Origin of the sequence: Nemorincola caseinilytica, from assembly GCF_039540515.1 — a bacterium.
Taxonomy (GTDB): domain Bacteria; phylum Bacteroidota; class Bacteroidia; order Chitinophagales; family Chitinophagaceae; genus Nemorincola; species Nemorincola caseinilytica.
The window spans coordinates 194,338-220,210 of the sequence record NZ_BAABFA010000005.1; the positions used below are offsets into that span (position 1 = coordinate 194,338).

At 52.3% G+C, this 25,873-nt stretch carries 20 protein-coding genes; 5 read left to right on the forward strand and 15 right to left on the reverse strand.

The window, feature by feature from the left end; all coding sequences use genetic code 11:
- Positions 1 to 69: 69 nt before the first annotated feature.
- Positions 70 to 690: a 50S ribosomal protein L25 gene (locus ABD843_RS03080; protein ID WP_345078345.1), complete on the reverse strand. Its 621-nt coding sequence runs from the start codon at positions 688 to 690 to the stop codon at positions 70 to 72.
- A 220-nt stretch (positions 691 to 910) separates the two neighbouring features.
- Positions 911 to 1,861 (reverse strand): ribose-phosphate pyrophosphokinase, encoded by a 951-nt coding sequence (locus ABD843_RS03085; protein ID WP_345078348.1) that lies wholly within the window; start codon positions 1,859 to 1,861, stop codon positions 911 to 913.
- Positions 1,862 to 2,016: 155 nt separating this feature from the next.
- On the opposite strand from ABD843_RS03085, the gene ABD843_RS03090 reads away from it, so the two are divergent.
- On the forward strand, positions 2,017 to 2,712 hold the full coding sequence (locus ABD843_RS03090) for a hypothetical protein (protein WP_345078351.1): 696 nt from the start codon (positions 2,017 to 2,019) through the stop codon (positions 2,710 to 2,712).
- A gap of 3 nt (positions 2,713 to 2,715) precedes the next feature.
- Here the strand turns inward: ABD843_RS03090 and ABD843_RS03095 are convergent, their stop codons facing one another.
- Positions 2,716 to 3,342 carry a 4'-phosphopantetheinyl transferase family protein gene (locus tag ABD843_RS03095; protein ID WP_345078354.1) on the reverse strand — a complete coding sequence of 209 codons (627 nt, stop codon included), beginning with the start codon at positions 3,340 to 3,342 and terminating at the stop codon, positions 2,716 to 2,718.
- 92 nt (positions 3,343 to 3,434) lie between these two features.
- On the opposite strand from ABD843_RS03095, the gene ABD843_RS03100 reads away from it, so the two are divergent.
- Positions 3,435 to 4,085: a tetratricopeptide repeat protein gene (locus ABD843_RS03100; RefSeq protein ID WP_345078357.1), complete on the forward strand. Its 651-nt coding sequence runs from the start codon at positions 3,435 to 3,437 to the stop codon at positions 4,083 to 4,085.
- A gap of 111 nt (positions 4,086 to 4,196) precedes the next feature.
- Here the strand turns inward: ABD843_RS03100 and ABD843_RS03105 are convergent, their stop codons facing one another.
- Positions 4,197 to 5,921, reverse strand: a complete 1,725-nt coding sequence (locus ABD843_RS03105; RefSeq protein ID WP_345078360.1) for a DUF4139 domain-containing protein — start codon at positions 5,919 to 5,921, stop codon at positions 4,197 to 4,199.
- Between the two features lie 264 nt (positions 5,922 to 6,185).
- Here ABD843_RS03105 and ABD843_RS03110 point away from each other — a divergent pair, with 264 nt between their 5' ends.
- From ABD843_RS03110 to ABD843_RS03120, 3 genes are all read left to right on the forward strand, one after another.
- Positions 6,186 to 7,403 (forward strand): hypothetical protein, encoded by a 1,218-nt coding sequence (locus tag ABD843_RS03110; RefSeq protein ID WP_345078362.1) that lies wholly within the window; start codon positions 6,186 to 6,188, stop codon positions 7,401 to 7,403.
- A 154-nt stretch (positions 7,404 to 7,557) separates the two neighbouring features.
- On the forward strand, positions 7,558 to 8,271 hold the full coding sequence (locus ABD843_RS03115) for a head GIN domain-containing protein (RefSeq protein WP_345078365.1): 714 nt from the start codon (positions 7,558 to 7,560) through the stop codon (positions 8,269 to 8,271).
- Between the two features lie 184 nt (positions 8,272 to 8,455).
- Positions 8,456 to 10,828, forward strand: coding sequence for a carboxypeptidase regulatory-like domain-containing protein (locus ABD843_RS03120; protein ID WP_345078368.1), 2,373 nt, complete (start codon positions 8,456 to 8,458; stop codon positions 10,826 to 10,828).
- A 239-nt stretch (positions 10,829 to 11,067) separates the two neighbouring features.
- Here the strand turns inward: ABD843_RS03120 and ABD843_RS03125 are convergent, their stop codons facing one another.
- The 11 genes from ABD843_RS03125 to ABD843_RS03175 form a co-directional block, all read right to left on the reverse strand.
- Positions 11,068 to 16,080: a M4 family metallopeptidase gene (locus ABD843_RS03125; protein WP_425575662.1), complete on the reverse strand. Its 5,013-nt coding sequence runs from the start codon at positions 16,078 to 16,080 to the stop codon at positions 11,068 to 11,070.
- A gap of 392 nt (positions 16,081 to 16,472) precedes the next feature.
- A complete protein-coding gene (locus ABD843_RS03130) occupies positions 16,473 to 17,906 on the reverse strand; it encodes a right-handed parallel beta-helix repeat-containing protein (protein WP_345078374.1) in 1,434 nt (477 codons plus the stop codon).
- Positions 17,907 to 17,992: 86 nt separating this feature from the next.
- Complete coding sequence (gene hemB / locus ABD843_RS03135; RefSeq protein WP_345078377.1) at positions 17,993 to 18,970, reverse strand: porphobilinogen synthase; 978 nt, start codon at positions 18,968 to 18,970, stop codon at positions 17,993 to 17,995.
- Positions 18,971 to 19,067: 97 nt separating this feature from the next.
- On the reverse strand, positions 19,068 to 19,373 hold the full coding sequence (locus ABD843_RS03140; RefSeq protein ID WP_345078380.1) for a hypothetical protein: 306 nt from the start codon (positions 19,371 to 19,373) through the stop codon (positions 19,068 to 19,070).
- Positions 19,374 to 19,450: 77 nt separating this feature from the next.
- Positions 19,451 to 20,338 (reverse strand): transglutaminase family protein, encoded by an 888-nt coding sequence (locus tag ABD843_RS03145; RefSeq protein WP_345078383.1) that lies wholly within the window; start codon positions 20,336 to 20,338, stop codon positions 19,451 to 19,453.
- 127 nt (positions 20,339 to 20,465) lie between these two features.
- Positions 20,466 to 22,799 (reverse strand): type I DNA topoisomerase, encoded by a 2,334-nt coding sequence (gene topA, locus ABD843_RS03150; RefSeq protein ID WP_345078386.1) that lies wholly within the window; start codon positions 22,797 to 22,799, stop codon positions 20,466 to 20,468.
- Positions 22,800 to 23,062: 263 nt separating this feature from the next.
- Entirely contained in the window at positions 23,063 to 23,323 is a 261-nt protein-coding gene (locus tag ABD843_RS03155; RefSeq protein ID WP_345078389.1) for a type II toxin-antitoxin system RelE family toxin, read from the reverse strand.
- Positions 23,320 to 23,517 (reverse strand): hypothetical protein, encoded by a 198-nt coding sequence (locus ABD843_RS03160; protein WP_345078391.1) that lies wholly within the window; start codon positions 23,515 to 23,517, stop codon positions 23,320 to 23,322. Before ABD843_RS03160 ends, ABD843_RS03155 begins: the two co-directional genes overlap by 4 nt.
- Positions 23,518 to 23,586: 69 nt before the next feature.
- Positions 23,587 to 25,098, reverse strand: a complete 1,512-nt coding sequence (locus ABD843_RS03165; RefSeq protein ID WP_345078394.1) for an NAD(P)H-hydrate dehydratase — start codon at positions 25,096 to 25,098, stop codon at positions 23,587 to 23,589.
- Positions 25,099 to 25,188: 90 nt separating this feature from the next.
- Positions 25,189 to 25,389 (reverse strand): helix-turn-helix transcriptional regulator, encoded by a 201-nt coding sequence (locus tag ABD843_RS03170; protein ID WP_345078397.1) that lies wholly within the window; start codon positions 25,387 to 25,389, stop codon positions 25,189 to 25,191.
- Positions 25,386 to 25,871 carry a hypothetical protein gene (locus ABD843_RS03175; protein WP_345078400.1) on the reverse strand — a complete coding sequence of 162 codons (486 nt, stop codon included), beginning with the start codon at positions 25,869 to 25,871 and terminating at the stop codon, positions 25,386 to 25,388. The genes ABD843_RS03170 and ABD843_RS03175 overlap by 4 nt, the downstream gene beginning before the upstream one ends.
- Positions 25,872 to 25,873 lie beyond the last annotated feature (2 nt).

The window sequence follows — 25,873 nt, forward strand, 5'->3', positions numbered from 1 at the left end:
AAAGAACAAGCGCCCCAATGAGAGGCGCTTGTTCCGGTATCATACGCGCATGGCGCATCTGGTATGTTCTTATTTCTTGCCTGCAGGTGCAGCAGCTTTTGCACCACCTTTTGCGGCGGCGGCAGCTTCGCTGTCGGCCTGGCGCAGGGCGCGGGTAGTAACTACAGAAGCGATGGGGATACGGGGAGAGTTCAGTATCTCCATGTTCTCTGCCACTACATCCTGTACGCGTATGTTGCCATGCAGTTGCAGGTTGTCTATCTTCACTTCTATGCTTTCTTTCAGGTACTTGGGATAAGTACGCACGTTCAGCGACTTTATCTTCAGTTCCAGACGGCCACCGTCCTTCACGCCCTGTGACTGGCCTGTGAAGCTGAGCGGCAGGGTAGCTACCACTTTGCGGTCATCTACCAGCTCCAGGAAGTCCACATGGCTCAGCTGGTCTGTGATCACATCGAACTGCAGGTCTTTCACGATAGCCTTGTAAGTAGTGCCACCCAGAACGATCTCTGCGATCTGGAACTCGGGAGTGTACACCAGTGGACGGAAGGCCATCAGCGGTGCGCTGAAATGGACAGCTTCTTTACCACCGTATATAACGGCAGGTACTTGTTCTTCAGAACGAAGCTGGCGTGTTGCTTTTTTACCAAGTTCGCTTCTTTTTTTTCCTTCGATCTTTACACTTTTCATTTTTAAGTGTTTTGTTCTTTCAGCGCCGCATGTGGATCCGCCAAGCATACGGTCGTTGAAATATTGTTTTGAATAAGGATGCCCGATCTGTGGGGGCGGATCTTTTTGTTTAAACAGTCTTTATTATGGGGTCGAAAGTAGATAGTATAAAGTAGAAAGTACTGCTTTTTGTTGCTACCTGTCTTTGACCTTTATCGTTTTTGTCTTTTACCCGATCCTTTTACTTTCTGCTGCTGTGTATGAACAGGGAGCTTATGGACTTGTTCTCGAAAGTATTGCGTATGGCCACCGCAAAGAGGTCGGCCGTAGGCAGCACTTTTATCTTGTCTATTTGTTTTTTCAGTGGTATGGTGTCGCATACTACCAGTTCCTCCAGTTGCGAGCCGGCTATGTTCTCGTAGGCATTGCCGCTAAGCACGGGGTGCGTACAGAACGCCCTTACCGACAGCGCGCCACGCTCCTTCAGTATGGCGGCTGATTTGCTCAGCGTACCTGCTGTGTCGCAAATGTCGTCTATAAGTACCACATTGCGGCCCGTCACATCGCCTATCACCGTCATGGCGGCTATCTCGTTGGCACGCTTGCGCTGCTTGTCGCATATCACCATGTCCACCTCGAAGTATTTGGCTACCTCGCGTACGCGGTTGGTGCTGCCTACGTCGGGCGATGCGAATATGAGGTTGCTCTTATCCAGGTTCAGCGACTCGATATAGGGTATGAATATGGCCGATGAATCGAGGTGATCCACAGGTATATCGAAGAAGCCCTGTATCTGCGGTGCGTGCAGGTCCATGGTCATCACGCGGTCGGCGCCGGCGGTGGTCAGCAGGTTGGCCACCAGCTTAGAGGCTATGGCCACACGCGGCTTATCCTTCCTGTCCTGGCGAGCAAACCCGAAGTAGGGTATCACTGCGGTGATGTAGCCTGCCGATGCCCTACGGGCGGCGTCTATCATCATCAGCAGCTCCATCAGGTTATCCGATGGGGCGAAGGTAGACTGTACCAGGAAAACATAGTCGCCGCGTATAGACTCCTGGAACACAGGCTGGAACTCGCCATCGCTGAACTTCTGAATGGTAAGCGCGCCAAGCGATCCACCGAAACTTTTTGCGATCTTTTCTGCCAGGTAAGTAGAGCCCGTACCCGAAAATATCTTTACCGAATGATCCATAAATGCGAAATGGAGTGCAAAAGTATGAAAAATAGGGTTGAAAAAAGAGAAATATTATTGCCGGTAGTGCATGCGCAATAAAAATATATCGGGTGCCGTTCCTACTCACAAGCTTTGCCACCTTATTGTACATATATTTGAACAAAATTACCTATATGCTATCCAGAACCTATTCGCTGCTATTGCTCGCCATTGTGCTGATGGGAAGTTGCAGCCCCATCTACTACAAGCCCAACAGGGTGAATGCACCCATGCTCACCGATGCCGGGCAGGTACATTTTTGCGTGGCGCCCAATAATGCACAGGTGGCATTTTCGCCCGTGCGGCACCTGGGCCTCATAGGCAATTATGCAGGCTACAGGCACTCCGGCGATTATGGCCGAGAGCATGCACGCATGTTCGAGGTAGGAGCCGGCTACTACGGCCTCATAGATACTTCCCGCCATTCCGACCGCCTCCGATTCGTGTACGATGTCTATGGCGGTTTCGGCGCGGGCCGCATAGATGTGCGTAACGAGCCGGGCTACTATTATCCCGATGCCACACTTACGCGCGCCTTTCTGCAGCCCGGTATAGGCCTCCGTACCCGTATCTTCGAAATGAGCTTCAACTGGCGGGTATGCCATTTGTCTTATTCCAATTTATCTGCGCCCCCTGTGCTTAATGGCAGTCCGTTCGATGGTAGCAGCTATTTCACCATGGAGCCCGCCCTTACCCTGCGCTGTGGCTACAAGGCAATAAAGGCCGAGCTGCAATATGTACATGCCATGCCCCTCTCCAATATAGAATGGAACTACATCAACAATACCCTGAATGTTGGCATTGCTGTACTGATAAATGGGTATAGATAAGCATCATCCTGTCACATCTGCAGGGCCTATCCATATAGGTGTTCCCCACTTGTTAGCAATGGCGCATACGGCCATTTTGTAACCGGCGGCTATGTCGTATTGCCTGAAGAATATATCCGTCAGTGGCCTGCCAGTGGCTTGCAGTACAGCATACCCGGTCTTTGTAGCCTGTATGGTAAAGGAGGAAGGTGCCAGTTGCACCCCAAGCCCCGTCTGTTTCATATAGCTTTCCTTCAGTGTCCATAGCTCATAGAAATGCTCCTGCTGCTCTTCCCGTGGCAGGGCCTGCAATGCATAATATTCTGCTGCCGACAGATGCTCCCTATAGAGCGTGGCATCTATTCGCCCTACTTGTTCTATATCTATACCCACAGGCTGTGTATGTACTGCACACACCACCCAGTCTCCCGAATGCGACACATTGAAGTGAAAACTGTCCGCGTCCTGTATATAAGGTTTGCCCCCGGGCGTTCCGGCTATAGTTATCCGTTCGCCATCCATACCGCCATACCGCGCGGCTATATGTCGCACCAGCCGGTGTGTGAACCCGGCAGGTCTTTCTGCGCCTGTCTTACATATGTATACCTGCACCATTTGTTGTCCCCCCATGCTTGCGCAAGCAAATATCATGTTTTGAATACGAATATGTTTTAGGAACGGCAAGTGAGAAAACCCACCTCCATCCCACCCAAAAAACCTACCTTTGCACCCCAATTCGGCATATGAACATACGCAAGATACTCGTTCTTTATCGCATACCCATTGCAGTGCTGCTTATGGCGCTGGGCTTTCTCATCGGTTTCAAGGTCACCTGGTGGGTGGCATGGATACCCATGCTCATATCTGTGGTAATGGTGATCGCCTACTTCCTCATTGGCCCCATGACACTGGTACAGGGCTATATAGAGAGTGGCGATATGGAGGGTGTACAGAAACTGCTGAAAATGGTAAAATACCCCAACCTGCTCTACAAGCCCATCCGTTCTACCTACCACATGCTGCAGGCCAATGTATCGACCATGGGCGACGACCTGGATAAGGCCGAGGAGCAACTGCGCAAAAGCCTGGAGACAGGTATGCCCGAAAAAGAGCTGGAAGGTACCGCCTACCTGCAACTAGGTGCTATAGCACAGCGCAAGGGCAATACCAAGGAAGCCTATGAGCACCTGCGCATGGCAGTAAAACTGGGCCTGCCCGATAAGGACAACGAGGCAATGGCCTACCTGCAGATGTCGGGCATATGTGCGCAGCGCCGCGATTTCCGCAATGCCAAGGTATTCTTCAATAAGGCCAAGGCCTGCAAACCTACCAACGAACAGATAGTGGCGCAGATAAAGGAAATGGCCACATACATGGCCAGGATACCGGGCTAGAATGATCGTGAACACAGAAAAACATACAGTATAATTATTAAAGAGGGCGATACCATACGATATCGCCCTCTTCGTTCCCTGTAGTTCGCGATCACATGCCGGTCACTGTCTTCATTTTGGGTATTTCAGGGTATATCCCAGGCTTAGTTTGCGGCTTTCATTGGGCGCAGCGGTGAATGTCCACTTCACGAACCCCGTTCTCTCGTCGAGCGCACCATCGCCGGTCTCCTTGCTTTCTATGGTCAGATCGTTGTTGTTGCTCAGGGGCATTTGGTCGTACACTATCATGTTTATGGGTTGCTTGCGGGTGTTGCGCACATTTATAGTATAGGCATAGGTCTCGCGCACATTGGTACCTATGGTGTGGGCGCTCCGTTTCTTTGCATCCAGCTCCCGCTTTACCATCACCTTTTTGTCTCTGCCCAGCGATACCAGCATGGTGTCTTTTATGATGCGGGTATCGAAATACCCCTGTCCTACATAGGTGCCATCGTAAAATATGTTGGCCTGTGCGGGCATCAGGTCCAGTTCGGCCCAGTTCACTATCTCGGCCTGCAGGAAGGCATCCTTGTCCAGCCGGGGTATGGCATAGTGGCGGAAGCTGGCCGGTACATCGTATTTCTTTATGGCTACCAGGTGCATATTCGCATCTGCCGGTATGGTATAGGGTACCTCTATGTCATAGGTGGTGTTCATACCGCCTCCGTCTACGGCCACATACTGGCTCATGGTGCTTTGTATACCTTCTTCGCCTATGTTCTGTACCTGCACACCATCCACTATATACAATGTACCTGTTTTCCTGGCCCCGGCTATAGATGTTCCCTTGCCCCTCTGTGCCTGGTATATGCCCGGGGTAAGGGTGGCGATGTCTGCTATTTCGGTAGTGGCCAGTGTCTTTATATCCCGGGCATCATAGGTGGTCCTGTTCTGCTGGGGCTGGGAGGCGGCAGGCTGCGCATAGGCTACCGGCTGCGGCACATATATGCCGGCATACCATGGCGTCATCACAGGCATTTCTATACCTTCGGTAGGGTTGCCGGTGCTCAGTGCCAGGCGTACATTTTCCCATTTGGTGCCACTGTTCTGAAAGACATTGGCCTTGTAGTAGAGCTGTAGTGGCCTTGTAGTATTTTCGGCTATGAGGTCGTACACAGGTGCCCAGCCGGCATTGGGGGTAACATAGGTAATGGTGATATTGCTGGGGCCTGTTTCGGTGGCATATAGTTTTATCAGCAGCCGTCCGCCTTCTATCACGCCCTTGTCCTGTTCTTCGCGTATCTGGGTGTTCAGTATGGCTATGTTGTCATTTATGCCGCTTATGGTCTCATTCAGTTTGTTCTTTTGCACCAGGTAGGTCTCCAGCTTTTTATCTATCAGGTCCAGCAGGTTTGCGGTCTCGGCCACGGGTCGTTCTTTGGTGTCTGCCGGTGTGCGGTCGGGTGCCAGCAGTGCTATCTGCTTGTTCACCACGGTCAGCTTCAGCTCGGCCAGTGTGCGTGTACGGGTAAGGGCCTTTATACTATCCTGCAACATGCTTACGCGCTGCGATGGGACCTCGGTGCGCACATAATTGTTCTGGAAGATGACCGATCCGGCAGATACGCCATTGGTAGCATTCACCATTATGCTGGATGTGTTCACGTTCGTGGCCACGTTGGTAAATAGTATCTCGTTATCGCCTTTTACCAACTGCACTGTGGTGCAGCTCATCAGTTCGGCCCCTCTCAGGAAAACAGTGGCTGCCGTGATGGTAAGTTTTTGTTTGTTCTGCGCGGTAGCGCAATATGGAAGACATAAAATGGCAAGGACGGGCAAAATGGAATTTCGGCACATAAGGGTACAGTTTTAAGTGTGAACAAAAACAGATAATTGTTTCAGAACGCTCTTGAAGCAGACCGGCCGGTCCCTGCTATAATAGACGGAAATATGGGCCCGCACCTTGGCTATAACAGAAAATAATTGTCTCTTTCTCATGCTGTTAACATTGGTCATGGGGCCCTTCTGATCTCATCTGAATTCGTATGTTTGAAAATAATATTCAATATCGGATAGGGGTAAATGTGAAGCAGGCTGTCATATTATCAAACAGCAAAAAAAATGATAAAGAGAATTACACTGGCGGCCACTATGATATCGGTACTTGGTACTACCGCCATTGCACAGGAGACAGCGCCACTGAGGAGCAATGCACACATAGGTTTCACATATCCGCTCAGCACCAACGGCATAGCCGCCCCCGATTATACAAATGTTATTTCCATACATGCCCTTGCAGGCGTATCGAAGGCCGAAGAGGCTTTTTGTGTGGCCGGTGTGGCCAACGTTATCAGGGATAGCGCACGCGGCCTGGTGGCCAGCGGCGTGGTAAACGTGATAGGCAACAATGCCCGCGGGCTGCAGGCAGCAGGTATGGTGAACTATACCGGCCATAATGTACGCGGCATGCAGGCCTCAGGCTTCATAAATGTAGCCGGCAGCGTAGATGGTATGCAGAGCGCAGGCTTCGGCAATATGGCCCTTACGAATGTGACCGGGCTGCAGGCCGCAGGTTTCATAAATGTAGCCGATACTGCCACTACACAGGCCGCGGGCTACATCAATGTGGCACAGAGCACCCACACACAGGCCGCAGGCTTCATAAATGTGGCAGAGCGTGCCAGGGGCGCACAGGTAGCAGGTTTCATCAATATAGCCGAAGAGGTAGATGGTGCACAGGTAGCGGGCTTCATCAATATAGCCGAAAAGGTAAAGGGGGTTCAGCTCGCGGGCTTCATCAATATAGCCGATAGCAGTGACTGCCCCATAGGGCTCATCAACATCATTCGCAATGGCGAAATGGCCATAGGTACCATGATGAACGAGACAGGTACCACGCTTTTCACTTTCAGGTCGGGTGGCAAAAAACTCTACGGTATCATAGGCGCCGGTGGCAATATGACCAAAGAATACCGCGCCTATGCCGTACAGGCCGGTCTGGGTATGCACATCCCTGTTACCCGCACCTTCAGGTTCAATGCAGAGGTCACTGTAACCACCCTTTCTGACCGCTGGTGGAACACCGACATCCGCTCGGGCGTCAAGATAATGCCATCAGTAAGGCTGGGCTGCGTAGAGTTCTTCGCCGGTCCTTCGTTCAACTATACCGGCAGCAACGATATACAGGGCGTAGGCAGGGTAGGCTATACTGTATGGGACTACGAATCTCGTTTCTACGCTCACAACCTCTCTATAGGTGCCGAGGGCGGTGTACAGTTCCACCTCGATAGCCGTAAAATGATGAAAAAAATAAAGCCCGAAAAAAATATGACCAACTAATAGGGGTAAAGGCCAAGACAGTTGTCTTAATTAAAAGGGCAAAGAACAAATTCCAAATATCAAATTCCAAAGGCAAATTCCTAATACCTAATTCCCAATACCAAATACCAAATCTCAAACACGAACCACAAACAACAATAAAAGAACAATTAACATGAAAAAGACATTATTAGTAGCATTGGCAGCAGTATCAGTAGTATCATTCCAGTCTTGCCGCAGAACAGTAGGCGAGGGCCCATCCATCACCAAGACATATAACGTATCGGGCTTCACCTCCATAGATGCTGGCCTCGATGGCGATGTATACTATACCCAGGACAGCGTTTACAAGGTAGAGATATATGCCCAGTCCAATGTACAGGACCTCATAGAGACACCCATAGTAGATGGCGAGCTTCGCCTCCAGTTCAAAAAATTCTCTAGCCTGCGCAGGCATGGCAAGGTGGTGGTATACATATCTGCCCCTTCTATCAATGGTCTGGGTGTCAATGGCTCCGGCAATGTATATGCCTCGCAGCCCATCAGCTCGGCCAGCATGGCGCTGAAGGTAAATGGTTCAGGCAACCTCAGCATCAATTCGTATACCGGCACCAGCGTTTCAGGCCACATCAGCGGCAGCGGCCGTATCACCGTTACAGGCGGCAGTGTAAGGAGCAGCGAGCTGCGCACCAGTGGCAGCGGCGATATAGATATGCTGGGCCTGCAGGCAGAGAACGTTACCGTACATACCAGCGGCTCGGGCACTACCACCGTTAGCGCCAGCAACAGTCTGGACGTGCGCATCAGCGGCAGCGGCGATGTATACTACAGGGGCAACCCATCGGTATACACCAGCATCTCCGGCTCAGGCAAGGTGAGCAGGATATAGTTACTTCTCTCTTTCGTGAGCGCTATATTTTCTTCCATAAGCCACCCGGCACACTGCTCACAGCCCCCTTCGGGCATAGTTATCACACTTCATTTTTTACGAACACTCTTTTTTCTCACCGCGCTGCCATAATACACTTATGGCAGCGCACAGGGGAACCTTTTCCCCGAAAAACAACACCATCATGCACACTCTGAAACATTTCATCTTATTCCTGGTACTGCTGCTGGCAACAGGCGTACATGCGCAGACCACGCAGAACATCACCGGCCGCGTATTCGACGAGGCCTCTAAACAACCCCTCACCGGTGCGGTCATAGTACTGCTCAATAGCGCTACCACCACCGGCGCGGTGAGCGATGCCGATGGCAACTTCCTGCTTCCGGGCGTACCGCTGGGCAGGCAAACACTGAAGGTCTCTTATACAGGTTATGAGGACAGGATAATGAACGACGTTCTCGTTACTGCAGGTAAGGAAGTGAACCTGAACATAAACATGCAGGAAGCCCTGCACACCTTGGCCGATGTAAAGGTGACCTACAACAAGAACCGTGATAAGACCCGAACGAACAACGATATGTCGCAGGTGAGCGCCCGTTCCTTCAATGTGGATGAGACCAAACGCTATGCAGGCGCACTCGGCGACCCATCGCGCATGGCGGCCAACTTCGCAGGTGTGGTATCGGGCAACGACTCGCGCAATGATATAGTGGTACGTGGCAACTCGCCCACAGGTATGCTTTGGCAACTGGAAGGACTGAACATTCCCAACCCCAACCACTATGGCTCGCTCAGTACCACAGGTGGCCCCATCAGCATGCTCAACAATAACAACATCGATAAGTCGGACTTTCTTACTAGTGCCTTTCCTGCACAGTATGGTAATGCCGTGGCAGGTGTGTTCGATATGAAGCTGCGCGATGGCAACCGCAACAAGAAAGAATTCGTGGCGCAGATAGGCTTCAATGGTTTCGAGCTGGGCGCCGAAGGTCCGCTGGGCAAGAACAAGCGTACTTCATATGTTGCCAACTACCGCTATTCTACACTTGGTGTGTTCCAGAAGATGGGTATCAACTTCGGCGCGGGCTCGGCAGTACCCCTATACCAGGATCTCAACTTCAAGGTAGTATCCAATATCAGCAAGCGTTCAAAGGTCACTTTCTTCGGTGTCAGCGGTAACAGCCGTATCGACTTCATGGGCAAGGATGTAGATACCACCAAGGCAGAGCAGTACAGCGGCGATCCATATTCTAACGAGCGCAACAAGTTCGGTATGTCGGTCACAGGTCTCGCCTACGAATACCAGTTGTCCGAAAAGACCTCTACCAAGCTCACCCTTGGCTATGGCTATACGATGCAGAAATATGTAGTTGACTCGCTGAGCCCAGACGACCTGAGGGCCATACCTGACCAGGACGGTAAATTCACTACATCCAAGCTCTCGGGCGTATGGACCGTCACGCACAAGATGAATGCGAAGAACAATATGCAGGCAGGTCTCACTTACGATCACCTTGGCTTCGACCTTGTGAACACCGATATACTGCCCGATGGTACCAAGGCTCCATATATAGACCGTTCGGGCAGCTACGGACTGGCACAAGGTTTTGTTCAGTGGAAACACCGCTTCAGCGACAAGCTCTCATCCGTAGCAGGTGTGCATGGCCAGTATGTTACCTTCAATAGCACCATTGCCGCCGAGCCGCGCGCCAGCCTCAGGTATGCCCTTGGCAAAAGGCAGGCTGTAAGTGTGGGCTATGGTATGCACCACCAGGCACAGAACGTATATACCTACTTCTACGAGACACGCAATGCCAATGGCGTATTCCTTACCAACAAAGACCTTGGCCTCACCCGCAGCCACCATTCCGTTGTTACCTACGACTGGAATATAAACGATAACCTGCGCGTAAAGGCCGAAGGATACTACCAGATACTGGGCAATGTGCCTGTAGAGCAGCGTTCTTCTTCTTTCTCCCTGCTCAATACCGGTGCCGATTTCGGCTATACCGATGTGGACAGCCTGGTGAACAAGGGCAAGGGCAAGAACTATGGCGCCGAGCTTACTGTAGAGCGTTTCTTCAACAAAGGCTATTACTTCCTTGTTACAGGTTCACTGTTCAACTCCAGTTACCGGGGCAGCGATGGTATAGAGCGCAACACAGCCTTCAATACCGGCCATGTACTCAATGTACTTGCAGGCAAAGAGTTCAAGGTAGGTAAAGGCAATGTGCTGGCCCTGAACCTGAAGCTCACCAGTGTAGGTGGCAGGTATTTTACACCGGTAGACCAGGTACGGTCGCAGCAGGAAGGCCATACCGTATACATGGATAATATCGCCTTCTCGCAAAAGCAGCCCGACTACTTCCGTACCGACCTTCGCGTATCTTACCGCAAAGAGTACCGCAAGAGCACGCTGGAACTGGCTGTAGACCTGCAGAACCTTACCAACCATCAGAACATACTGGAGCGCTACTACGATGTGAAGGCCAATAAGACCGTCACCGTATACCAGCAGAGCTTCTTCCCCATACCTACCATCAGGTACACCTTCTAAACATGAAAGAAAAGAGTGAGTGGTGAGTGTGACCCCATTGCCGGATCCGTTCGGTATGGGGTCATTTTTTTTGCTTTATCCCACAGCGTATGAACCTCAGTAAAGTATTGCGTGGCATTTTCAGGCCGGTCGCCTTAGTTATCTACAATGCATCTTACGTTGTCGTTCGCGGGGTTGGCGGCAAAAAAAAGACCGCCCCTCATCAGGAGCGGTCTTTCTAGGATCTCATGTCACCTGCATCATTTCTCTACCGTGATGTGGAACACGGTGCGCTGCTCGCCCATCATTACAGATAGCAGGTAAACACCCGGAGCTATATTGACAGGTAGTGCTATGGTCTCGCTTATAGCGCCATTCACAGATCTTGCGCTGCCCTCATATACTTTCTGGCCCAGCATGTTCTGTACCGTCATATGTATATGCTCATTATCGGCCATACCTATGTGGCCCGTTATTGCGAACACACCCTTGTTCGGGTTCGGCGTTACGGCTATCATGCCGCTACCATTGCCCATGCCGCTCACACCGCCAGGTGTCACGATGGTCATCTTTATGCCATTGCTCAGCGATACCGGCGGGTCGGAGCATACAAGGCTCGTGGTCACCTTGCAGTGTACCGTCTGCCCGTTTGTCAGCGCCGTAGTGGTAAAGGTGATATTGGTAGCGCCCGGTACGGCCACAGAGTTGATATACCACTGGTATACCGGGCTGGGGCCTGCATTCGTAGCTACTGCGGCAAAGGTCACCAGTGCGCCCGGTGCGGCCACAGGTGTAGCGGTAGATATAGCTACCCAGTTGGTAACAGGTGCCTGTACCCTCATCACGAATGGCGCGCTCGTGCCCGATGTTGTGGTGCGGCATGCATAGTTGCTGGTAATGGTACATACTATGATGTCGCCATCAAGTGGCACATGTGTATAGGTAGCGCCGGTGCCCACGTTCACACCGTTCTTGCTCCAAACATAGGTAGGTGCCGTACCGCCGAATACCGGTGTGGCCATATAGGTCACGGCATCACTCGTACACACAGTGTCGTTGGGCGATGCAGTGATAACTGCGGAAGGCGCGCCCGAAGGCGTTACCGTCATGGTGAGTGCGGCTGTGGCCATTGCCGGGCTGGCGCATGTAGCGCTGCTGGTCATCTCTACGCTCACTACATCGCTATTGGCAGGTATGTACATGTAGTTGGCCGACGAAATACCTACCGGCGCTCCGTTCACATACCACTGGTAGGCAGGTGTCGCGCCCCCGTTCACAGGCGTAGCAGTGAATATTATGGGCGTGGTAGAAGCACATATCGATGTGCCCGCTCCCGATACCACACTTATACCCGCAGGCACGGTAGGCGTAGGGTTGATGCTGATATCCACCACCGCCGATGTAGAAGGACAGCTCACACTATTCGTCACCACTACCTGGTACATACCGGCTGCACTCACTGCATAAGATGCATTGGTAGCGCCGGGTATATCTATGCCGCCGTCCTGCCATTGGTAGGTATGCCCCGCTGTGGCCGGCGATGCGGTAAGTGTAGTGGTAGTGCCGGCGCATATCATAAATGCTCCCGATGGCGTAGTGGTGGCTGTAGGCGTGTTGTTCACCGTTACCATAGCCGCTATTGTAGATGTACAGCCCGAGCCATTGGTATATGTATAGGTGATGTTGCTGGTACCGGGCGCTACCGCTGTCACGGCCCCTGCACTATTTATGGTGGCAATGGTCGTACTGCCACTCAGCCATGTTCCGCCTGTTATGCTATTACTCAGTGTGGTCCCTATGCCCATACATGCGTTCAGCGATCCGCTTATAGCAGGCAGGGCCGTAGGCGCATTCACTGTCATGGTCAGTACGGCATCGTCCGTACCACAGCCGTTCGTTACCGTATAGGTTATGTTCACCGTACCTGCGGCCACACCGGTCACTACTCCGCCTGTGCTTACAGTAGCTATGCTGCCATTGCTGCTGGTCCACACACCTCCTGCCGATGTATTGGTGAGTGTGGTGTTGGCACCTATGCACACGCTTGTAGCGCCTCCTATAGGCGCCGCATATGCCGAGTCCAGTACCACTGTCACCGCCAGCGATGTACTGTCACATGTCGCCTCGTTCACACGCACCGTATAGTTGCCGCCCAGCATGGCTGTGTAGCTGGCGCTTGTAGCGCCGGGTATGTTGGTGCCGTTCCGTTGCCACTGGTAACCCAGGCCTGCACCCGTAGGCGATGCATTGAATAGCACACTGCCACCTGTACAGAAGCTGGTAGGCCCTGCGGGTGTTATGCTGGCCGCAGGTTTGTTGCAAAGTGGCCCGTCTATCAGTATATACCTGCCAAAGCCTGTGAATGTCCCCCGGAAACCTGTATAGTTTCCTCCCGTCACCAGGGTAGGGGTCAGGTATACCGAGTTAGATGTGCTCACCGTAGCATCGGTAGCGGCGGTCGTTTTAAGTAGATAAAGGGAAGAGGGTAGTGTTCCTGCCAGTTCTGTATTGTTCAGGTATATTGTCACATCATAGGTGGTTATACTGCCATTTATGGTGGGCACTATGTTCACCTCCTTGCGCATACGGTTCACCGACGAGAAGACCGCCGGCGTCAGGCTATTGCCCTGCTGGGTCACCGTTGCGGTCACGCAGCCCAGGTCATTGTCCATGTTCCTTATACCGGCTATCACCTGTGTATCTGCTGTGCTGTAGAAGTATACCTCCTGCCCTGCGCGGACATTCCATATACGATTGCTGCCTGCTGTGGGTTCTATGGCCGCGGGTGGCACCGCCTGTTTGAAGCGTATGGCCGGGCGCACGGTAGAGCGGTTGCCTGTACTGAACCCAAGGGTGCATCCTGTACCGCTACCGCCGTTAGAAGTGTTATAGTCTCCTATGATATAGGCCCCCTGTTGCACACCCTGTACTATGTCGTTGCCACTATAGGCTGCACCGTTCATGCCATAGCAGAACTGTACCACCACATTGCTCACTCCATCCCAGGTAAAGGTGCCCGTGTTGAAGTCTATAGAGTCTATACCCGCATTGGTGATATGATTGCCCGTATACACCTGTACCAGCCCCGTGGTCACAAAGGCCGAATACAGGTCGGCCACTGTGGTATTGCGCATACTTATGGTAAATGCGGTGAAGGCCCCTGTAGAGTTCTTGGTTATCACGTTGAAGGCCATCTGTGTGATGGGTACACGTGGCACCACACCTGCTGCGGCCAGCTCACGCGCGTACAGCAGGTACTGTGATCGTGCCCTGCGCTGCGTACCATAGAATGGCGATGTGAAATTGGCCGGTACCGATATGCCTGCATTCAGGTTAGGGTAAATGGTGGCGCCGCGGTGGGGTACACTATCGTCGTTCCATATATTTATCCGCATGGTATCGTTATAGGGCGCCGCTGTAAGGCCTGTACCCATCGGGTTCACGGTAAAGGCCAGGTCTATCCGTTTGCTGTCGTTCACCGCCCCATTGTCGAATACCGTTAGTGTAGCGTACCTTGTAGACATATCTCCCGCGGGGAAAACAATAGTAGCCGGGGTAATGGTATAGTCCACACCTGCCACTGCCGTAGAGCCGCTGCCGGTCACGAATGTCAGCTCGGGGCTGCCACCTGTGATGGTAGGACCACTGGGCGTAAGGGCTATCAGCACTGTACGGCTGGCGCCACATGCTGTAGACGATGAGTTCTCCATCACATTCAGTGCCGATGTATCGAACGATACCTGTGGTGTGCATGGCACAAAGTTCGGTCCCACACCCACGGCATACCATGCACTGGTCACACATTGCGCTTCGAACGAGCATGGGCCATATATCATATTGGCCGCATTGATAGATGCTATGCGCGCATCCATATATTCGGCCGTGCTGGTCAGGGCCAGCTCTGTCTGGTACAGTATTATCGCAGACTTCGTCCAACCCAGCGCGTTCACTATATAGTCGTTGCCCAGGTCGTTGGTGCCTGTACCGCCGTTCACCAGCAGGTAGTACCAGTAGTTCATAAGGCCGCTGTTGCGGTGTACGCCACAATAGTCATTTCCTCCTGTACCGCCCGTTGGCGTACAGCCTACTACGTTGAACCAGTTGGTGCCGCCATAGGTATCGGGCTGGCCCTGCAGTATGGGGCTGTTCATGCTGCGTAGGGGCTCGGTGCCTATCTCCTCGCCTATATCCCAGGGTGACTTCGGCATCGCGTCCACTTCATGTGGGTCCGACCAGTGTTCTATCGTAGCGCCCCAGCAGTCGCTGAAGGCCTCGTTCAGTGCGCCCGGTTCGCTTTCATATATCAGGCCGGCAGTAGCTTCACATACGCCATGGCCTATCTCGTGCGCCGTCACATCCATGCTGGTAAGTGGCGAAAAACCTCCCGCTGCTATCCCCGATCCGTCGCCATAGGTCATTGCTGTTCCATTCCAGTAGGCATTGTTGTAGTTGCTGCCATAGTGTACATACTGTAGCAGTATACCGTTCAGGTTGTCCCAGCTCAGGCGGCCATGCTCTGCCAGGAAGTAGTCGTACACCAGCGAGCCCGCCCAGTGCGCATCCAGCGCTACATTATCGCCGGCCGCGGGTGCAGGCCATGTGTTCGTTGCGCTGGTGAACTGTGTGGCCGCGCCATAGCTGGTACCATTGTTCATGTTGCGGGTATACACGCCATTGCCCCGGGTAGAGTCGTACAGGCGGTAGGTACCTGTCACCCTCGCCGTCTGGAAGGGTACCACGCCGCTATACCTCGATGCCCCTGTGGCCGCTGTGTGCTTTATCAGCGGGTTCGAGAACAATATCTTGCCCGTGTTCGCATCTACGAATACATGTTGCCTGCTCATGGGCTCGTCAGCATATATATCGAACGACCATGCCAGGTGCAGCTTATGGTCCTTGTTGCCGCCCCATATATCCTCTACCCACACCAGGTCTCCTTTGGGCAGGTAGCTTGTATCGGGCTTGTTGTATAGTTGTTTTATGTATTGTTCCTCCACGGGGTTCTCCCATTTGTAACGGGTAGCGCCCACATGCGCTTTGGCCTTTGCAAATGCCGCCGCTGCCGTCATACCCGGCGTGGCCGACAGGCTGCTGCCCGGCACATATACATTGCTGGTCATAAAGCTCACCTTATCGTCCTTGCTGTTCACGGTTATGCTGCTATACATCACCTTTATGCCCTTGTAGTACTGCTCGTACCTGTCGGTGCGGGCATTGGTCCTGGTATTGGTGGTGTGCAGCAGGCGCATCTGCACCTCGCTGCCGGGCGCCATGCCATAGTAGCGGCCAAATAGCTCCTGCGCCTGTGCGGGTCTCCAGTTGGCATTACCTGTCATACTTAGCGATCTCAGGGTGCCATCCGCAGGGTTGCGCACCTCTGTGGCCACGGTATTATCCTTTTGTTGTGCTATAGCGGTAGTTCCCAGAGATGAAGCAAGCAGTAAAAGGGAAACTCTTTGTAGAATGTGTTTCATGATAGCATATGTGTATTTAACACACATGCATTAAAGTTATGAAAACTTTGGCTTTTATTAATAGACGGGCAGATATCCCTTTACCGCCTGCCTATACCATACAAGGTGAATACCTTCATAGCGATGGCAAAGTGGCCAATATCTCGCGATAGTATAAGGTCAGGAACAAAAAATGGGGAAAATAAACGCTACTACTCGAACTTGTAGCACCCTATATCCGCACTTCCTGCGCGTGGTTTGCCATCCAGGTCTGTGGCGGGTGTATTGGCAGCATTGCCCTTGCCTATCGCCGGCGACCCCTCTTTCAGCCGGAAGTCGCCCTTCTCCTTGTCCTTGAACAAGGGATCCTCGTTGAAGATACAGGCCGTAAAATTCACGAACGGCTCGCGCACATCGCCCATACGCAGCAGGCAGTGATCCATCTCCAACTGGGCGGCAGCATCGGGTACCGCGCTGCACACTATCTCGCTATCCAGCGATCCGTATACTATACAGTTGCGCATGGCTGCATGCAGGTCTCCAAAATATATCTCGTTCTGGTTGGGGCGGTAGTAGTTCAGTATGGCCACCGTACCCTGCGCGCTGTGCGAGAGGGCAGTGCCGCCATAGTTTGCAAAGGTACAATTGGTAAATGTGTCGCGCCCGCCCTGTATGATGGCCAGCGCATAGCCGCCTGTAGTATGCACCAGGCAGTTGGTAGCCGTCATTTTGCTCTTCTGGGCATATATGCCCGTACCTATGGAGTTCTTTACCACACAGTTCTCCATACGCAGTTGCGGCTCTGCACCTGCAGCATTAGAGTCTATGTTCACCCATATGGCTGCGGCGTTGCCCAGCGTGGCATTGCCACCATTCTCTATGCGGGTATAGCGCAGCCTGCTGCCGCTGCTGGTAGAGTGAAAATAGATGCCGCCCCACTCGCCGGGATACCCCTCATAGCCAAAGTACCTGCGGTCCAGCCTGTCGCCCTGGAAGATAACGCTGTCCTTGGCAGTGCCATTGCTTATCAGCTTGCCGAACACTATCAGCCCCGAGTTCTGGTGCATATATATACGGCAGCCGGGGTTCAGCGTCAGCGTAGCCCCCGATGCCACACCCGCACTATTGATGATGACATATGGCAGGGTAGTGTCCCAGGTAGTGTTAGTGGTTATAACACTGTCCCACAGGTAGCGCGCGTTCTGGCCATATGCGGTAAAGGGCACATAGAAATCCTTTCCATTGAGCGTGGCCACCAGCGAATCGGTCACCAGGAAGGGGGTGCGGGTATTGTTGGGGTCTATGTTCACTGTAGCAAAGACATATACACTATCGCGCGGCGCTATACGGATGCTCTGGATATTGTTCCCTTTGAAGCCGTCCACATTCAGCGAAAAATAAGAATTCGGGTTCAGCAGCCTTACCGAGCTCAGTACTATCTCCTGGTTCTGCGGGTTGTATATCAGCAGGCCTGTAGTGAAACTGCCTGCCGCCGTGAATACGGTATCGAACTTCAGGGTATCGTCAGAGAAACGCAGCTCGCCGCCCACCGTCAGGGTCTTTTTCTCTTTGCGGCACGACATCTCCACTGCCGACACCAGCAATGCCACAGCTAATAACAGGAATACAGAGGGTCTTATGCGCATATTGGAGTAAAAATAAATAACAGGAACGATACCACCGGAAGAATGTTCCCGGCTTATGTCACATTAACGGACAGGCATATTTTTTATTATCCGTTCATCAGCATAGCGGCCTCGCGGGCATAATAGGTAGCTATAAGCCCCGCACCGGCGCGTTTTATACCCGTCAGCGATTCCATTATGGCCTTGTTCTCGTCCAGCCAGCCCATTTTCACGGCAGCCTTTATCATGGCATATTCACCGCTCACATGGTAGGCGCTCACAGGTACATCCACAGTGTTCCTCACCTCGCGAATAATGTCCAGGTAGGCCATGGCGGGTTTCACCATTACTATATCGGCGCCCTCTTCCACATCCATCAGGGTCTCTTTTACGGCCTCTATGCGGTTGGCATGGTCCATCTGGTAGGTCTTCTTGTCGCCAAATCCCGGTGCGCTGTCCAGCGCATCGCGAAAGGGACCGTAGAAGCAGGATGCATACTTGGCGCTATACGCCATTATACCCGTGCGGGAGTAGCCTTCTTCCTCCAGCGCCTGCCTGATGGCCAGTATACGGCCGTCCATCATATCGCTCGGGGCTATTATATCGGCGCCGGCCTGTGCATGGCTTACGCTCATTTTTGCCAGTACCTCTACTGTGGCATCGTTCACTATCTCCGTACCATTCACTATACCGTCATGTCCGTATACAGAGAAGGGGTCCAGGGCCACATCTGTCATCACCACCATGCCCGGGCAGGCATCTTTTATGGCCTTTATGCTGCGTTGCATCAGTCCGTCGGGGTTCAGGGCCTCTGCGCCGGTATTGTCCTTCAGCTCATCTGCACATTTTATGAACAGCAGTACGCTCCTTATTCCCAGGCCCCACAGGTTCTTTACCTCTGCCACCGTCAGGTCTATGCTCATGCGGTAGTAGTTGGGCATAGAGCTTATCTCTTCCTTTATGCCACTACCTTCTATTATGAAAAGCGGCGCTATCAGGTCGGCGGGCCTCAGTATGGTCTCGGCTACCATTTCGCGTATCGCGGCCGAGGCACGCAATATCCTGTTCCTTCTTATCAGGTGCATATCTATCCTTTGTGGGCGCAAAGGTAAATGCTTTATCATTAGCGGGGGGCTGTATACATGCCCATAAACATAATGGAAAGGTCAGATCTTGTTGTGCCTACTTCATCTTTTCCAATGCCCACAAGGGGCTGCCGTGGGTCATATTGCGGATAGTGAGGTAGGAATCGGACAGATTGTAGACCTCGTACACTGTGCTGTCGCCGGTGCCCTGGTCTACAAACAGCAGCAGGTCGTCGCGGTCCTTTTTCATGAATATGTATCTGTATACGGCACGTTCATTGCCATTTATATACACGGCCTTGTCAACATCGAATTCCAGCGAGCTTTGGGGGCCTTTTGTTGTATGCCATTTGCCCAGTATGCTGCTGGTATATACTACCTTGCTCTGAGCATGAACGCCCATCGCCATTACGACAAATAAGGCAAGTAATAATGTAAGGCGATGTAACATAGTAGTATATAATATTAGTTTTTGTCTGATCAGAACATGTCATCACGGCTCTCGATAGACCGTATCAACTGTTGTATCTCTTCGGCATTCTGGTCCTCTTTGCGGTACTGGTAGCACAGGCTCAGCTCTTCCAGCATCTTGCATATGATGCGCCTGTTGGAAAGTGGCTCGAAGTAGCGGCCCTTGTCGGTAGCGTTTATTTTCCGCAGGTACAGGTCCAGGTCCTTTTGGGTATATATCATACCACTTATGGGGTCTATATAGAACTGTATCTGCTGTATGCTTTCGCGGTCGTTCAGAAAGCTGTGCAAGGTATCGATATAGGCAAAAATGAACTGGCGGGGCACATCTACGGCAAAAATGGGTATGTCCAGCACCTCGCAAATGGCAAGGTACAGTATGCCTATAGAGTAGGCGTTGCCCTGCTTGCTGTCCAGCACCTGGTTCATGTAAAAATGCTTGTTCTCGCGCTCGGTGAGCTCATGGCCCTGCAGCTTGTAATAGTTGTACAGTATGCTGTTTATCACATTTACCTGCTCCAGCGGGGTCAGGTAGTTGTTCAGTTCCAACCATACATTGCGCCGTATATGCTCGAACTGCGCCATTATGCTGGGCACGTTCAGGTCGGGGAAACGGTATTTGGCTATCAGTATCGCACCTCGCAGCAGGTCGGGCTCTTCCTGTTCGTTCCACTCCTGCAGCTCTTGCTGCAGGTCGTTGAAGTGTACACGATGTATGAGTATCTCCAGCCTTTCCTGTAGTTGCTCATCGGCAGTAGACTCCCATACACTCTCCAGGTTGGGTATAATGTTCTTGCCATAGTGAAGCAGCCTGTTCACAACCTGGTCATAGACCTCATCATCGGGGTCGTCAACAAGCCTTAGCAGGGCGCGTATCTCTTTATCCTTCTCTATCATTGCTGCAGTATGGAACTATGCTCTTCTTAGGTAGACCTAAATTACAAAAATGGCAGGCGGCGACAAAAATAAGTTCTGCACAGGGTGTGCATTTATCTTTGTCGCCGCCCGCTGTATATGGAAATTCTTATTTTTTCCTCGGTGCTTTTTTAGGTGGGTTGGCTTTGGCCTCCTCTATTATAGCCTTTACCTCTTCTATGGTAAGGGCAGCCGGTGTCTCCATTTTTTCTTTAGGTATCTTATAGTTGCGCAGGCCTTGTTTAATGTATGGGCCATATGGGCCTTTCAGTATGCGGATCTTTTCTTTCTCGAAGATCTTTATCTCGCTCTCGGCTTTGGCCTTGCGCTTTTCTTCTATGAGTGGCGCTACCTCGTCCAAGCCTACAGAGTAGGGGTCCATTTCCTTCTTCAGCGAGTAGAACTGGCCGGCGTGCTGTGCATAAGGGCCAAAGCGACCTATGTTCACGGTCACATCGGCATCTTCGAACTGGCCAAGGTTGCGTGGCAGCCTGAAGAGTTCCAGCGCTTCCTGTAGTGTTATGGTCTCAATGCTTTGGTCGGTACGCAGCTTGGCAAAACGTGGCTTTTCCTCGCCTTCGGCAGCACCTATCTGCACCATGGGGCCAAAACGGCCCAGCCTGGCCACTACGGGTTTTCCGCTCTCGGGGTCGGTACCCAGTTCGTGCTCGCCCTTGGCGCGGCCGGCATGTTCTATGGTATGCTCTACGCTGTCGTGGAAGGGGTGGTAGAACTCGTCTATCATTTTGTTCCACTCCTTACGGCCCTCGGCTATACGGTCGAATTCGGTCTCTATGTTGGCGGTGAAGTCATAATCCATCACCTTGCTGAAATGCTCGCGCAGGAAGTCGGTCACTACCATGCCCAGATCGGTAGGGAAGAGCTTGCTCTTCTCGGCACCGGCATTTTCGGTAGCGCTCTTTTTAGCTATCTTATCGTTCTCCAGGGTCAGTATGGCGAATTCTCGTTTCACACCTTCCTTATCGCGCTTTTCTACATAGCCTCTCTGCTGCACTGTGCTGATGGTAGGAGCATAGGTAGAAGGACGGCCAATACCCAGTTCTTCCAGTTTCTTCACCAGAGATGCCTCGGTATACCTTGGCAGCGGCCTAGAGTAACGCTCTGTGGCCACCATACGCTGGAAGCCCAGTTGCTGGCCTGCGGCCAGTGGCGGCAGCATACCCTCGTTCTCGTCCTCGCCATCTTCCTCATCGCGGCCCTCGCTGTATACTTTCAGGAAGCCATCAAAACGCAGTACCTCGCCGGTAGCGGTGAGCTGCTCTTTTGTGGTAGATATAGATATTTTGGCTATGGTACGCTCCAGTTGTGCATCAGCCATCTGGCTGGCCATGGTACGCTTCCATATCAGCTCGTACAGGCGGGTAGTATCGGCATCGCCCGCGCTGGTGATGTTCATATCGGTAGGGCGAATGGCCTCGTGCGCTTCCTGCGCCGATTCATTCTTGTTCTTGAATACCCTCTGGTGATGGTATTTTTCGCCATACTGGCTGGTGATGGCCTGGCGTGCGCTTTCCAGTGCGGTCTCAGACAGGTTCACCGAGTCGGTACGCATATAGGTGATATGACCGTTCTCATACAGCTTTTGCGCCAGCAGCATGGTCTTCGATACCGAGTAGCCCAGCTTGCGGCTTGCCTCCTGCTGCAGGGTAGATGTGGTGAAGGGCGCCGACGGGGTCTTCTTGCCCGGCTTTACCTGTACATCTTCTACCTTATAGGTAGCGCCCACACATTTTTGCAGAAAGTCGTTGGCGCCTGTTGCATCCTTTATCTTATCGGGGCCTTCGGCTTTGAAGGTCACCTTCTTCTTATTGATATCATCGGCGCTGAAGAATGCCTCTACCTTGAAGGTGCTGGAAGCAGTGAAGCGGGTTATCTCGCGCTCGCGTTCCACTATCAGGCGCACGGCCACCGACTGCACCCTGCCGGCCGAGAGGTTGTTGCGCATGCTCATTTTGCGCCACAGCACCGGCGACAGCTCGAAACCCACTATGCGGTCCAGCACACGGCGGGCCTGCTGTGCGTTCACCAGGTCCATGTTCACATTGCGCGGGTTCTTCACCGCCTTTTGTATGGCCGGTTTGGTGATCTCGTGGAAAACGATACGCTTGGTAGTATACGGATCAAGGCCCAGCACCTCGCACAAATGCCACGATATGGCCTCACCCTCACGGTCCTCATCCGTTGCCAGCCATACATCCTCAGACTTCTTTGCCAGCGATTTGAGCTCCTTCACTACCTTCTGCTTGTCTTCCGATACTGTATATTTTGGTTTGTAGCCGTTCTTTATGTCTATGCCCATGTCCTCCTTCTCCAGGTCGCGGATGTGACCATAACAAGACCGTACCTCAAAGTCGCTGCCCAGTATCTTTTCTATGGTCTTGGCCTTTGCCGGAGACTCCACTATCAATAGGTTCTTTGCCATTCCTTTATATTCAATTATGCGCCATTTGTGGCGTCAAGAGTGTGCAATAATAGAATATTGTTTTGAAAAACAAAAAATGGAGGGATAGGCAGTGTATTTGGCGGGTGATGTATCGGGGTGCTGTTCTTTAGCTGAAATATAGGATATGAATATGGGTTACTGGTCATGATAAAGGTAATGCTATCAAGGCCAAATATAACTGGAACCTGTGCGCACCAGCAGGAGAATATATGAGGAAACTGGTGATGGAGTTGTAGGGGATGTTAGCCGTAAATATTTTTTCGGTTGCCTATTTCACGAATATCTACAAGCAATATCCTGTCTTCAATAACATAGATGACCCGGTAGTTACCTACCCGTATACGCCAAAGATCGGCAAAGCCTTTTAGTTTCTTGCATCCGGGAGGCCTAGGGTCTTCTTCCAGGGCAACTATCTCGGGTATGATCTTCTCAACAACTTTTGCAGGCAATTTCTCAATGTCTTTCTCAGCACGTTTTGAGAAAACTATCTCGTAGCGTTTCATTTGAGCTTGCCCTTTTTTTTCAGGTTGCTTATCACATCTTTCAATGGTATTTTTTCGTCATGTTTTCGCGATTCGGCAATAAGCCCATCCAGCAGGTCTTCAAGGTCGTTCGTATAACGCTCCAGGGTCGCCAGCTCTATGACCACCGCTTTTTTCTGGTCATTATCATCTGTCAAATAGCTTACGCCTTTCATGTGGAAAAATAGTTTGTTCAAAGTTACACAATACGAACCTCATAGACCACAGTGTAAATGTGAGGTATTTTATAATATTTCAGTTGCCAAATTCTTATATGCAATACCCAATCCCTCCACTATATCGCCTGCTATCATACTTTCTTCCGAACGGGTGGCAGCGGCGGCATCGCCTGCGGCCCCGTGCAGGTATACGCCCAGCAGTGCGGCATGGTAGGGCTCATAGCCCTGTGCCATCAGGCCGGTAATGATGCCTGTGAGCACATCACCACTGCCTGCGGTGGCCATACCGGCGTTGCCGGTGGTATTGTAGCGGCACTCGCCATCGGTATTTATCACGGCCGTGTAGCGGCCCTTCAGTACTATATTTATATTATAGCGCATGGCCTGCATGCGGGCATTGTCTACCTGTACCATGCTGTTGGTGTTCTCCCCGAACAGCCTGGCGAATTCCTTTGGGTGTGGCGTTATCACCGATCCCTTTGGCAGCTGCGACAGCAGCTCGGGCTGGGCCGCCAGTATGTTCAGTGCATCGGCATCCAGTACTGCCGGCCTGCGGCAGGCGGCCAGGTAGGCCGTAAGGGCTGCGGTGGTCTCTGCCGCAGTGCCCATGCCGGGGCCTATACCTACAGTATAGCGGTCGTTATATTCTATATTGTTCAGCACATCTATACCGCTTATCATGCACATGGCCTCGGGTACTGCGGTCTGCATCACCGGGTAGCCGCAAGAGGGCACCAGTGCCGTTGCCGTACCCGCGCCGGCCCGCAGGGCTGCTTTTGTGGCCAGCACCATAGCGCCTATCTTGCCATAAGAGCCGCCCACCAGCAGCACACTGCCATAGGTGCCCTTATGCCCAAATGCCTGCCTTGGCCTGTATATCCCTGCCACATCATCCTGCTCCGTAGCATGAAAAAGCGTGTGGGTAGACCGTATGAAATTAGCATCCAGTCCTATATCCAGCACATGTATGCGCCCGGTATACGGCCCTGCCTCTGCATGCAGAAAACTCCTTTTGTAGAACTGGAAACTCAGTGTATCATTGGCCCGCAGCACGGTATCGCCTATGCCGGGTACGGCATCGGCCTGTAGACCGCTGGGCATGTCTATGGCTATCTTCCGGTTGGGCAGGTCGTTCACATGCTGCACGAATTGCTCGGGCCACCCGCCCAGGGCGCGGTTCACTCCCGTACCCAGTATGGCATCTATTATTACTATGTTGCGTGGTATGTCCGATATGAAGGTGCCCGGGCCCACATAGCCCACCAGCTCATTGTCTATGGCCTGCAGCCGCTGCAGGTTGGCATTGGCGTCATCGCTCATACCTTCGCTCATACGCAGCACAAATGCCCGTACCCCATACCCGCTGCGGTGCAGCAGCCGTGCTATGGCCAGCCCGTCGCCGCCATTATTGCCCTGCCCGCACAGCACCAGGAAAAGGCTGTCCTTGGGCATATGGTCCTGTATCCAGGTCACGCAGGCCATGGCGGCACGCTCCATCAGGTCTTGGGAGGTGATGCTGGCCGCCTTTATAGTATATGCATCGCATGCGCGTATCTGCGCCGCCGAAAATATCTTCATCTTAGTATGCCCTCCGGGCCATTACCACACATATGATATATATGGTCTACTTAAAAGTACGAAATAATGCGATGCGCCATATACCTCGTCCTACTCCTCCTCTTCCAGGCTGAAAAGGTCATCGACCCTCACCCCGAACACCCTTGCTATCCTGAAGGCCAGCGTTGCCGATGGGTCGTACTTTGAGGCTTCTATGGCATTTATGGTCTGCCGGGTCACATTCACTTTATCGGCCAGTTCGGCCTGTGTCATATTGTGCCGGGCCCTTTCCACTTTTATGGTGTTCTTCATAGGTCGGCGGTATTAGAGAAACGGGGCTTTACATGCAGCAGGTAGTTGTACACCAGCAGGAAGATGATGGGTATGGTAAAGAGATCTAGCTCTACTACCAGCATAAAGCTGCCGCCGTACAGAAATATACAGGCCAGCGCCAGCACCACATAGTTCACATATACGCTTATCTGCAATGCCTGCAGCCTTACAGCGCGTACATATTCGTCCTCCCTTCTTTCCCGGGCGAATGCCGCCATAAAGAGCGCTGCCAACGTCAGCAGTATGGAAACGGTAAGATTCAGGTCGGCATGAAAACCCTTGCTCAGCAGGAAGTCGCTCGTATCTAGTAACGAGGTGCTGCTGCCATTTTTTTGCCTTAGGTCCAGGAAGCCGAACACTTTTACATCGTAATAGGCCGCTACCATCCATGCAAAGGAGAAGGGCAGCAGCACAAGGCCCGCTATGCGGCATTTGTTGGGTAGTAATAGTTGCTTATTCATGT